The organism is Listeria kieliensis (assembly GCF_003369925.1).
Lineage (GTDB): Bacteria > Bacillota > Bacilli > Lactobacillales > Listeriaceae > Listeria > Listeria kieliensis_A.
This window is the reverse complement of sequence record NZ_LARY01000001.1, coordinates 182,312-193,847: the sequence shown is the minus strand read 5'-3', so window position 1 is coordinate 193,847 and position 11,536 is coordinate 182,312. Positions and strand designations below refer to the sequence as shown.

Sequence of the window (11,536 nt, the reverse complement as noted above, 5' to 3'; positions counted from 1 at the left end):
AAAAGCCCTGTGCAAACTGGTTTGCACAGGGCTTTTGAATTTCAAGTTACTTTTCAATATAGATCCATTCGCTTCGTTTCAAATCATAAACAAGCTCAGCCGCTACTTCATTATAAGTCAGTTCTTCTGAAGAATCTTCGAGTTCGGACAAATCCTCATCAAAATCAATCCCAATTGGAACACGAAGCTGTGTACGCGATTTTTCTGCATGCGCGAACGAAATGCAGGCTCCTTCTTTAAAGTATTTCATCATTTTCTTTAGTAAATCACTTGGTGGTACGGCAACTCCTTTTCGCCTGTTAGGCATCAAAAAGCTTTTCTCATGAACGATTTCTTCCGTTTTGCGTGTAATCGCTTGGCTGAGAACTGCATAAAAGTGATTCATATTTCGATAATAAACTTTGTTATATCTGCCATCTTTCTTTGTCAAATAAACAAAGTTATTTTGTAATTTGTAATAAAATGGTGATCGTAAATGTCTTCCTGTATGCGCTAAGTAAAGTAACTCTGCTACTTCTTGCGGGGATAATTGATTGACAAGTTCCACGTCTTCAAAATCTACCCAGCAAAAATTATTGAACTTCATAAGCGGGGCTTGTTTTAATTGCTTTAAATCGCTTGATTCTAAGTAGTGAAAAGCCGTATGCGCATTATATGAAGTATCTTTAAAATGATGCTTAATGAGTAAGATATTTTCAGGCGGTGCAGGAACGCCTTGCATAAAATCACAAAAAGTAATGCCGCTTGTCACAACATTATTAATGACATTATCCATATGAATATAAATTGACTTTTGGTTTGAAAGTTCTTTTTTCATCAACTCTGCCTCATTTTTCTCACAAATTTCACTTTGCCGCTATATAATTTAATCATACACTATTTTAGTAGCTTTTGTATAACAATAAAATCAAAACTAAATTACTTTCTGATGACAATAAAAAAAGAGCCTCGGAAAAACTTCCGAGACCATGAAAAATACAATTATTAGCGTAAACTGAACTCAACTTGCGGCAACGGATTTAATTGTATCGTCTGCCAGAGTTCCTTACGAGATTTTGTTTTTTCAACACTAATTCCTTTCGATTTGAGATTTTGAACAACCTTATCCATCTTTTTAGGGTCTTTACTCATCTTCTCAATCACTCCGTTTCCAGAAAATGGTTTCATTCATTCTTTTAAGCGTTTTCTTTCTCTATGTCCACTCTAACACAAAAACGACAATAAAAATAGCTTTTTTTACAATTTTATTTATCATAGAAAAAACCCGCCATTTAAGGAAATTCCCGAAAATAGCAGGTCTCAAACCTATAAAACTTTATCTAAGAAACTTTTTGTTCGTTCATGTGTTGGATGATCAAAAATCGCTTCTGGTGAACCTTCTTCGACGATGTAACCACCATCCATGAAAATCACGCGGTTCCCCACTTCGCGAGCAAAACCCATTTCATGCGTCACAACAATCATCGTCATGCCGTCTTTAGCAAGTTCTTTCATAACATTCAAAACTTCCCCGACCATCTCGGGATCAAGCGCAGAAGTAGGCTCATCAAACAACATGATATCTGGATCCATCGCAAGCGCACGCGCAATGGCTACCCGTTGCTTTTGACCACCGGAAAGTTCACTTGGATAGCTCGCTGCTTTTTCACCTAAACCCACACGTTCAAGAAGTTTTTTCCCAAGTTTATTTGCCTCAGCTTTGGAACGCTTTTTTAATTCGACGGGCGCAAACGTGATATTTTCAAGCACCGTTTTATGCGGAAAGAGATTAAAATGTTGAAAGACCATCCCGATATTTTCACGAACCTTATTAATGTCGGTTTGTTTATTCGTCAAGTTGTAGTCATCTACGATCACTTCGCCAGCTGTAATTTCTTCAAGCTGATTTAAGCAGCGTAAAAAAGTACTTTTCCCGGAACCAGAAGGACCAATCAGACAAACTACTTCGCCTTCTTCGATTTCAATGTTGATATCTTTTAATACTTCATTTGCTCCAAAATTTTTCTTTAGGTTTGTTACTTTTAGCTTTGTCATTTGCCAAGTCTCCTTTCAAGCACATTTGAAAGTTTCGTAAGCGCAGTAATCACAACGAGATACATGATCGCAACAACCAGCCAAATGCCCGATGTTTCAAATGTACGTGCGATGATGATTTTCCCGGATTGTGTGAGTTCAACAATGCCGATAATACTCATAATCGATGTATCTTTCAGCGTGATAACAAACTGGTTAATGAACGATGGAACCATCACGCGAACAGCTTGTGGCAAAATAATTTTCATCATCGATTTCCCGTATGGGACTCCAAGTGAACGAGCTGCTTCCATTTGCCCTTTATCGATCGCAAGAATACCACCACGAATGATTTCAGTGATATAGGCTCCCGCGTTCAAACTTAAGGTAATGATCGCAGCGAGATTTGGATCCATTCGGAAATTAAAAGCTTGTGGAATCCCGAAGTAGATGAAAAACGCTAAGACAATTAGTGGAATCCCACGGAATATATCCACATAAACCGTTGCAATTCCGCGTAAAAGTTTGCTCCTGCTTACTTTAAGGAAACCAAAAACAAGTCCAAGAAGAGCTGCGAACACAAGCGAAATCACGGTTAATTTAATCGTATTCCAAAGTCCCATCAAAAGGGCAGGAAAACTACTTACAAGCGTATCCCAAAATGTATCCGGTTCAGCATCCGAACCAATATACTTATCTAAGATCTTTTGATATTCGCCACTATTTTTAATATTGACAAGCCCTTTATTGAAGGCTTCAAGAAGTTCTTTATTTTGGCCTTTTTGAACTGCAAAGCCGTACTGACCACCGCGTTCCATATCTGTTACGATTTTAAGACCATTTCCTTGCTTAACCCCGTAGGCCATAACCGGATAGTCATCAAAGCAAGCAACCGAATTACCGCCTTTTACATCTTCATACATACTTGCAGAGTCATCAAACGGAACAAGCTTGTAGCCATACTTGTCTTTATTTTTATCAGCGAAAGCATAACCTTCCGTTCCTGTTTTGACAGCAACTTTTTTTCCTTTTAAATCCTTATAAGATTTAACAGTATCGTTATCTTTTTTAATGGCCATAACGACACCAGAATCAAAATATGGGTCCGAGAAATCAAATTTATTTTTGCGTTCATTTGTGATACTCATTCCCGCAATAACACCATCTACTTGACCACCTTCAAGCGCTTGAACAGCCGCATTGAAGCCCATCGGTTTCATTGTATATGTAAACCCTTGGTCCTTTGAGATCGCCTTTACAATATCCATGTCAATGCCGATTAGATCGCCTTTGCTGTTTTGAAATTCAAACGGCGCAAACGTCTCATCTGTTGCAATTTCATAATGCTCAGCATTCGCTTTTACCGGAAGTCCAAAACTTCCAAGCAGAACAGTAGCAAGCATAAGTAGCGGTAGTAAAAATTTCAATCGCTTCACTGTTTTCTCCCCTGTCTATCTAAAAAATTGCCGTTTGCACATACCATGCAAAACTTCACCTTTAAAATTTTACCATAAGGGAAGGTTATTGACCATAATTATTTATGATAAGTTTTATAACACACAAAAAACAGCTGCCGAAGCAACTGCAAGAAGGCATTTTCCAGATTCAGTTCACCGCCTGCGCTCGGCAAAAGCAAGCTGCGCGCACTTGTTTTAAAACCGCCCTTTCTCCGTTTGGACTTGAAGCAGCCGCTTGCCGACCATGGCTTTTTCCGCCGTTAGCTGCCCGAGAAAAGTGCTCAAATATTTCTCGATTTGCTCAGAAGAAACGATGTGCTGATTTTGATAAATCTCATCAATTCGGCTTGCTAAAATTTTGGTACGCGGTGCCTCAAAAGCATCTTCAAGTGAGCCGCCCGATGCTGATACAAAATTACCAGCTAGTAGCATTTCTTTTAAAGAACTAAATTGATCGAATTCCCATTTCAACATATGAAGTTCTTTCTTCAATTTTTTCTCTTCATTTTCAAATCCCATTCGTTTTTCTTCCAAGTTTGGATCTTGGTTGTTCATCTCAAATTCCTCCATGAATTATATTCTTATCTTTCTATTTATTATTTTACCACTAAACAACTGTGAAAAATGTGACAATCCAGTGAATATTTCTGAAGATTTCACAAAATAAACACATGAAAATATATACGTGTATTCAAATAAAACTGTGCAAAATGAAAAGATTTGTGTTTCTATCCAAAAAACTCATATCTAAACTAAATGGCCTTCCGAAAATTAGACTGTTTATCTAATATTCGGAAGGTCATTTTTATGACGAATCAAAATTCACAAAGCCTGGTTTTTTCACTTATTCATTTTGCGATTCGGTTGCTGATCAGTTTCACGACTTCCATTAAGAGGACTGCAGATACAGCAAGTAATGTCGCGATTCCCCATTCCGATAGGCCGAAACTTGCTGGGATGGAAAATACTTCGCGGACGCCTGGTAAGACTGTGATGGCATACAAGACAAAGCAAAGTCCAACGGCGCCAAGTACGTATTTATTTTGGAAAAAGCCTGCACCAAAGGCGGTTTGAGTATTCGAGCGTGCTGCAAAGGTTTGTAAGGTTCTTGCTAGGATGAGTGTTGTGAAGGCCATCGCAACGCTGATTTCTGGACTGATAGTAAGACCGATAAATTGTGATATGATGACGGCCACACCGATTAGGATACCCCTTGAGAGGACAGCGCGCATCGTGCCGCCAGCGAAAATTCCTTCGTTCATATCTCTTGGTTTGCGTTTCATGACGTCTGGCTCTGCTTTTTCCATGCCAAGGGCAATCGCTGGAAGGGAATCGTTCACGAGATTGATAAAGAGCAGTTGCAAGGCGGTGAAAGGGTTCACCCAGTTCATCATAAGCGCGAATAAAATTGCAATAATCGCCCCGAGGTTTCCTGCAAAAAGGTAGCCAATCGCTTTTTTGATATTATCGAAAACGGTTCGTCCGACTTCAACGGCACTAATGATCGAAACGAAATTATCGTCGGTTAGAATCATCGCAGAAGCATCTTTTGCTACATCTGTGCCGCTTCCCATCGCAATACCAATGTCCGCTTGCTTAAGGGCTGGCGCATCATTCACGCCATCGCCTGTCATCGCTGTTACTTTTTCTTTTTTCTGCCACGCACGCACAATGCGAATTTTATTTTCTGGCGAGACGCGTGCATAAACAGTGATATGACTCAACTTTTGTTCGAGTTCTTCTTCGCTCATTCGGTCGAGTTCTTGCCCGGTTACCGCAAAATCGCCTTCTTCTACAAGACCGATGTTGCGTCCGATCGCTTCGGCGGTTGTCTTGTGATCGCCTGTAATCATCACGGTATGGATGCTCGCTTTTTTCGCTTCTTCAATTGAAGCATAGACGGCTTCACGTGGCGGGTCAATCATCGCCGTTAGTCCAACTAAAACGAGTTCATTTTCATCTTCATGGGTCAGTGTCGCTTGTTCTGCGGGCATTCGTTTATAGCCGTAAGCAAGAACGCGCAAGGCTTCTTTTGAAAAGGTTTCATTGGTTTTTTCAAGCTCGCTTAAAAGCTCAGTGGAAAATGGAACTTCTTCTCCGTTTAAATAGAGAAATTTTGCCCTACGAAACATCACATCGGGTCCGCCTTTTGTGAGCATGACTTTTTCATTATCAAATTGATGCAGTGTTGACATTAATTTTCGTTCGGAGTCAAAAGGAAGTTCGGCAAGCCGTGGATAGGTTTTCCGAAGCTCGCTTGGATCTTGGTTGCTTGACTTGCTGAATGCAAGTAGGGCTGTTTCGGTTGGATCGCCAAGCTCCTCTCCGTTTTCATTGATCGTTGAGTCATTACAGAGTACCGCGATATTCATCAAGCGTCGTTCTGATTCTTCCCAACTAGCAGGTTCATTTGGAAAATTCTTTTTTACACCGTCTGGAAGGTAGTAATCAACGACGGTCATTTTATTTTGTGTCAGCGTTCCCGTTTTATCGGTACAAATAACACTCGTAGAACCAAGCGTTTCAACGGCTGGGAGCTTACGGATGATCGCGTGGCGCCTTGCCATTTTGTTGGTTCCAACAGATAGGACAATGGTGACGATCGACGATAAGGCTTCTGGGATTGCTGCTACAGCGACAGCAACGGCGAACATGAAGGCGTTTAAAATTGCTTGTGTCGTGTCTGTTTCTGTGCTCGTTCCTAAGAAAATTCGCCCAGCTTCGACGGCAAAGATGAGGATACAAAGTGCCAGAATCGCGATCCCGAGTTTCTTGCTAAAGCTTTCAAGTTTTTGTTGGAGTGGCGTTTGTTTCGCTTCCGCCGTTTCGAGAAGTCCGGCGATCTTTCCAATTTCGGATTTTTCGGCGGTCGCGGTGACAACAAAGCTGCCTCGCCCATACGCCACGAGCGAACTGCTGAACACCATGTTGATCCGGTCGCCAAGGGCAACTTCTTCTGTGATTGGGTCGATGGCTTTTTGAACGGTTTCGGATTCCCCGGTCAGCATCCCTTCATCGACTTTAAGCGAGCTACTTTCAAGCAAGCGTCCATCTGCTGGAACATAATCGCCTGCATCAAGTAAAACAATATCTCCCGGCACGACATCGCGGGCATGGATGGTTTCTTTTTTTTCATCACGCAAGACTTTTGCCTCTGGAGCCGACATTTCTCGCAAGGCATCAAGGGAACTTTCTGCTTTTTTCGTTTGAATGACACTGATCAATGCATTCACGATTAAAACAACAAAAATAATGATCGATTCAATGACTTCACCGAGCGCTAACTGGACGAGCGCCGCAATCACGAGCACGATTACCATTGGATCTTTAAACGTTTCTAGGAACAGTTTCCACACAGGGATTGTTTTATTTTGCTTTAACTCGTTATAACCATATTTTTCAAGGCGCTTCCGAGCCTCTTCGCGTGTTAGCCCCTTTTCGCTTGTATTTTCTTGCTTTAAAACCGCTTCTGGCGTTTCTTTATAAAATTCCAAAAACTGAACAGCTCCTTTCCCCACTCACTTTGCTTTACCAAAAGTATAGCAAACCTATATGTACAAAAACGAACAAAGTCTACAAGGTTTACAAAATCTTAACAATCTTTTCCCCTGTTTCTTGCAAAATAAAACCGCTCTTTTTCAAGAACGGTAAGGTGGATTTTTTTCTTTTTCGGCAATGATTTTTGGCACTTCGCGGTTGGAAATAAAGGTGATGAGCGAGCCGAGCAAAAGCACGAGAATACCAATGGCGGTTTCAAGCGGAATCGCTTCGCCCAAAATGAGGAATGCAAGAATCGGTGCGAGCGCGGGTTTAATGAAAAACACGAGTGAAGCGAGCGATAAACTGGTTTCTTCCATCGCAAGAAAATAGCAGGAAAAACCGATCCCCGTGACGCCGACCCCAAGATAAAGCAACATCGGCAAACTATGCAACGAAACGCCTGAAAAAAGCGGAATTTCACTGAAAAGAGCGAGCCCATGATTTGCAAGAAACGTGGCAAAAGGCGTAACGTGACTGATTAGCATAAGCAGTAAAAGTTCGGCTCCACCAATTAGAAAGGAAAAACAAGTCGTCTCAATTCCGCCGTAACGCCATTTTTTCGTCCCATAGCGGCTGATCACGCTATAAACGGCAAAGAAAACGGCTGCAAGGACCGAAAGTGTGACGCCAATTGGATCTGCGAGCGAAAACGGATTAATGATAATCAGCATGCCCGCTAAGCTAATCGCAAGCGAAAGTACGACAAGTTTCGTCATTTTTTCTTTTAAGAAAATGGCTGCAAAGAGCAATACAAAAACGGGGTTTAAGCTGAATAAAATGGCCACTGTGGCAGCTTTCGTATAGCCAATTGCCAGTTGGAAAAATGTCATGCTAATCACGATGCAAAAAAAGCCTGTCAGTGCAAAAAAGCCCAGTTCATGCCAGCCAAATTTCCGCTTTGCTTTGCGCCATCTAATGATTGCGAGCGGAAGTAAAATAAATCCGCCAATGAAAAAGCGCAGAAAGTTGAGTTCGATGGGATGAAAAGTGCTGCCTGAAAGCTTGATGGCAATTTCCATTGTGCTAAACAAAAAAGTCGCTAAAATAATGTAAAGGTAACCTTTTTTCATAAAATTCGATGCCTCTTTATTTCAAAGTCTTATTCTTTTATTGTATACTCAATTTAACTTGCAAACAAATCATTAATCAGAATGAATTTATGCATTTCTTACATAGGTGGTGATCCAAAGATGGATTTTAATCAATTGCATTATTTTATTATCACGGCTGAAACCGAGCATTTGACGCTTGCTGCTGAAAAGCTAGCTTTATCTCAATCTGCTCTTAGCCGCTCGATCCAAAATCTCGAAAAAGAATTGGGATTACCGCTTTTTGATCGTGATGGGCGCGGTATTCAGCTCAATCAGTTTGGAAAACAATTTTATCAAGATGCTTTAAAACTCACAGAAATTCTTGCAAGTTCAAAAAAAGAAATCCAAACACTTCTTGACCCTGATTCTGGCTTAATAACACTTGGATTTACGCATACACTCGGATTTTCTTTTGTTCCACAACTCTTAAAATCATTCCGAAAACTATATCCAAAAAATCGATTTCATTTTCACGAATCACGTACAAATGAGTTATTAGAGAAGATTCAAAGTGGCGAGCTAGAAATTGGGCTAGCGGTAACAAAACCACAAGATCCCGTTTTCTCAAGTTTTCCAGTAGCAACTGAAAAGATGATTGTTCTTTTTTCAAAAAAACATGCACTTGCACAAAAAAAATTTTTCAATCTGTCTGATTTAATAAACGAAACTTTTTTTCATTTCAACAAGGGGACACCAACACGAGAAATCATCGACCAATTTCTACAGCAAAATAATCTCATTCCTCACTTTTCAATCGATGGCCTTGAGATTGCAAGCATTCTTGGTCTTGTTGAAGCAAATCTCGGCATCGCTATTGTCCCTGAATCAGTTGCAAGATCGCTCACAAATATCTGTACTTACCCGCTGCCGCTTGAACGAACAATATTTGCGATCCACAAAAGGCAGGGTTTTCTGTCTAGCGCTTCTAAACGATTTTTATATTTTCTGCATAAGTCATAAAAACGCAATGAGTTCTTTTTTAACTCATTGCGTTTTTTATTCATTTTAATTCTGTTTGACTGGTTGTTTGGTTGTCTAATAATGTATGCTGATACATCAAATAGTAAGCCGCTGCAGACCAACTAAAATTACTAGTGCTAAGCCCTTCGCCTGTAAGTGGATCGTAGTTTTCATGGATTGGTCCATTCCCCATCAATCCCTCTGTCTGATTAAATAACTTTTCAGCCATGAACTTCGCTTCTGCTTGATAGCCATAATTCTGTAACGCTTCTACACCAAACAAAGCTTGATCTAGCCAAACTGGTCCACGCCAGTATTTCGTTGCGCTAAATTTTTTATTATCTCTTGATGCTGTTGGGAACGGAACATGGGTATTAAATTTGGCTTGACTCATCATATTATTTCTGACTTCTTTTGCTCGATCCTTGGAAGCTAGATTAGCCCAAAGCGGCAGCCAACCCTCTGTCCCCTTCCCACGGTTGACGAGTAGCTTTGTTTTATTGTTTTTAGATGTAATTTGTAGATCGTAATAATAACCTGTTTTTTCATCATACATGTTGTCTTCTACGTATTCTTTAACTTTCTTCGCTTCCTTTTCGTATTGCTTGGCTTCTTTTCCTTTATCTAATTCTTTCGCGATTGAAGCTAAAAAGCCCTTTTCCGCATAGAGATATGCATTTAAATCCACAGATTCTTGGTTGATAGAATAACCCACTAATTTATCATTCTTATCTTTATTTTCAAGAACAAGAACACCTGGATCATCTTTTCCAACCCCATCTTTATCGAATCGTGTCGCATTATCCATTCCACTTTCCCACGCTGCCGCTTCAATAACGGCCTCATCATCTAATTTAGGTTTTCCATCTTTCCCTTTAATAATTTGATCCTGATCATCTTTTTGCCAATTTGCATCACTAATCATACTACCGTATTCTGCAATACCATTTTGATTATGATCTCGATTTTTATACCACCATTCATGGTACTTCACAAGTTTAGGATACATTTCTTTTAAGAAATCCTTATCTTTCGTTTGACTGTAAATGTTCCAAACTGCCCAAGCCGATAGTGGCGGCTTCGAATTTCGCTCATTCCAGTTTCCACCAACTCCGCCACGCTCTGGTGTTGGATTATAAAATATAGCATCAATAATCGCACCTTCATCTTGAGGAATCACTTTATCATTTTCTTTGATTTGATAATCAAACAAAGCACGAACACTATTTTTCGCAAGTTCCGGATTAAAGTTCGTCACCGCTACAGCTTCTTTCCATGAATCCCAAGCCCAAAGTCCGATAAACCACTTATACGACATTGATGGAATGATTCCATCATGTTTAATTGCCCCTGCAGGACTGCGCCAGTTTGTAGTTAAAGTTTCCATTGTTTTGACAGCAGCATTTTTGTATTCGGGATGACTCTTTTGCTTTTTATTGGCAAAGGTCTGATCTAGATAGCCTTGCCAGCGTTGTTTATTTTCTTTAAAATATCGATTTGCCTCTTTTACAAAACGGTCGTGTTTTTCTTTTTCAAGTTGAAACTCTTTATTTGTAAACGTATAACTTTCAGTCGAATTTGTTTCAAACTGTTTCCGAGGTGCAATTTTTACAACTTCTTTTAACTGTGAACGATAGCTATCTCCTGCCACCGTTGTTTGAACAGGTTTATCATGACGAACTGCAAATTTTGTTTCTTTCGTCGAAAAGAATGCCCAAGTTTCCTCTATATCTGAAAAATTCACTTCAACACCATCGTTTGTTCCAGTTAGCGTTTGATGTAAAGAAAGTTTTGTCCCTCCATCATCAAGTTGATTGAGCAATTTTCCTTTCCAAGTTAGTGACAATTCCAATGGTTTATCCGTATTATTTTCAATAGTCGTTTGAACGAGTGCCGTTCTTTCACTTACAAAAATCAAGTGTAGCTCAAGCGTCAAGTCTTCTAATTTATAACTTTGTACAAGTTGACCAGGATAGTAAGCAAAATCAGTGCTTGCTTCACTTAGCGAGTAAGCTTTTTTCGTTTTATGATTCATAATTTCAATTTGGTCAAACGTTGTTGCTAAATTAGCTGGATATTCCTGTCCTAAAATCACTGGACCTGCAAAACCACCAAATAGCTCTGGCGCGCTTTTAGCTGGTAGATAATAACCATGCCATGCACCTAAATCTGCAAAATTCGTAAATTTATTGGTTTCATAATTTCCATAAATTTGTGCAGTTGGCTTAGCTGAAATATCAAGTGTATTTTTGAAATCCTTGATTTTAGGTTTAGGTTCAGCTTGCTCTAATTTTTCTATTTCTTTCTGACTTGCAGTGTCTCCCTTTTTTACTGAAAAACCGATAGCTACAAAAACAATAATAACAACCACAATTAGTGCAGCTCCCCATAAAATACCTTTCTTTTTCAATATCCTTTCCTCCCTCGTCTCGTCATCAATTGATGACGTTTTCAAAACTCAACAAATTCATTATA

At 39.8% G+C, this 11,536-nt stretch carries 9 protein-coding genes; 1 reads left to right on the top strand and 8 read right to left on the bottom strand.

The window, feature by feature from the left end; genetic code table 11:
* Nucleotides 1–46 precede the first annotated feature (46 nt).
* The 7 genes from UR08_RS00985 to UR08_RS00960 form a co-directional block, all read right to left on the bottom strand.
* Entirely contained in the window at nt 47–817 is a 771-nt protein-coding gene (locus UR08_RS00985) for a hypothetical protein (protein ID WP_115751811.1), read from the bottom strand.
* 167 nt (nt 818–984) lie between these two features.
* Nucleotides 985–1,131 carry an Lmo0850 family protein gene (locus UR08_RS12975; protein WP_165849929.1) on the bottom strand — a complete coding sequence of 49 codons (147 nt, stop codon included), beginning with the start codon at nt 1,129–1,131 and terminating at the stop codon, nt 985–987.
* Between the two features lie 174 nt (nt 1,132–1,305).
* Nucleotides 1,306–2,034 (bottom strand): amino acid ABC transporter ATP-binding protein, encoded by a 729-nt coding sequence (locus tag UR08_RS00980; protein ID WP_115751810.1) that lies wholly within the window; start codon nt 2,032–2,034, stop codon nt 1,306–1,308.
* The gene (locus UR08_RS00975; protein WP_115752673.1) at nt 2,031–3,416 is read right to left on the bottom strand and encodes an amino acid ABC transporter substrate-binding protein/permease; all 1,386 of its coding nucleotides are present in this window, start codon (nt 3,414–3,416) and stop codon (nt 2,031–2,033) included. Before UR08_RS00975 ends, UR08_RS00980 begins: the two co-directional genes overlap by 4 nt.
* Before the next feature lie 249 nt (nt 3,417–3,665).
* Complete coding sequence (locus tag UR08_RS00970; protein ID WP_115751809.1) at nt 3,666–4,025, bottom strand: hypothetical protein; 360 nt, start codon at nt 4,023–4,025, stop codon at nt 3,666–3,668.
* A 293-nt stretch (nt 4,026–4,318) separates the two neighbouring features.
* Nucleotides 4,319–6,964, bottom strand: coding sequence for a cation-translocating P-type ATPase (locus UR08_RS00965; RefSeq protein ID WP_115751808.1), 2,646 nt, complete (start codon nt 6,962–6,964; stop codon nt 4,319–4,321).
* 144 nt (nt 6,965–7,108) lie between these two features.
* Nucleotides 7,109–8,080 (bottom strand): DMT family transporter, encoded by a 972-nt coding sequence (locus UR08_RS00960; protein WP_115751807.1) that lies wholly within the window; start codon nt 8,078–8,080, stop codon nt 7,109–7,111.
* Nucleotides 8,081–8,200: 120 nt separating this feature from the next.
* On the opposite strand from UR08_RS00960, the gene UR08_RS00955 reads away from it, so the two are divergent.
* A complete protein-coding gene (locus UR08_RS00955) occupies nt 8,201–9,061 on the top strand; it encodes a LysR family transcriptional regulator (RefSeq protein ID WP_165849928.1) in 861 nt (286 codons plus the stop codon).
* A 40-nt stretch (nt 9,062–9,101) separates the two neighbouring features.
* On the opposite strand, the gene ygjK is transcribed toward UR08_RS00955, so the two are convergent.
* A complete protein-coding gene (ygjK, locus tag UR08_RS00950) occupies nt 9,102–11,471 on the bottom strand; it encodes an alpha-glucosidase (protein WP_240616006.1) in 2,370 nt (789 codons plus the stop codon).
* Between the last annotated feature and the right edge of the window lie 65 nt (nt 11,472–11,536).

Bases quoted from the DNA above. Each gene is read 5' to 3' on its own strand.
- UR08_RS00985 (WP_115751811.1), bottom strand. From the start codon at position 817: ATGAAAAAAGAACTTTCAAACCAAAAGTCAATTTATATTCATATGGAT.
- UR08_RS12975 (WP_165849929.1), bottom strand. From the start codon at position 1,131: ATGAGTAAAGACCCTAAAAAGATGGATAAGGTTGTTCAAAATCTCAAA.
- UR08_RS00980 (WP_115751810.1), bottom strand. From the start codon at position 2,034: ATGACAAAGCTAAAAGTAACAAACCTAAAGAAAAATTTTGGAGCAAAT.
- UR08_RS00975 (WP_115752673.1), bottom strand. From the start codon at position 3,416: ATGCTTGCTACTGTTCTGCTTGGAAGTTTTGGACTTCCGGTAAAAGCG.
- UR08_RS00970 (WP_115751809.1), bottom strand. From the start codon at position 4,025: ATGAACAACCAAGATCCAAACTTGGAAGAAAAACGAATGGGATTTGAA.
- UR08_RS00960 (WP_115751807.1), bottom strand. From the start codon at position 8,080: ATGAAAAAAGGTTACCTTTACATTATTTTAGCGACTTTTTTGTTTAGC.
- UR08_RS00955 (WP_165849928.1), top strand. From the start codon at position 8,201: ATGGATTTTAATCAATTGCATTATTTTATTATCACGGCTGAAACCGAG.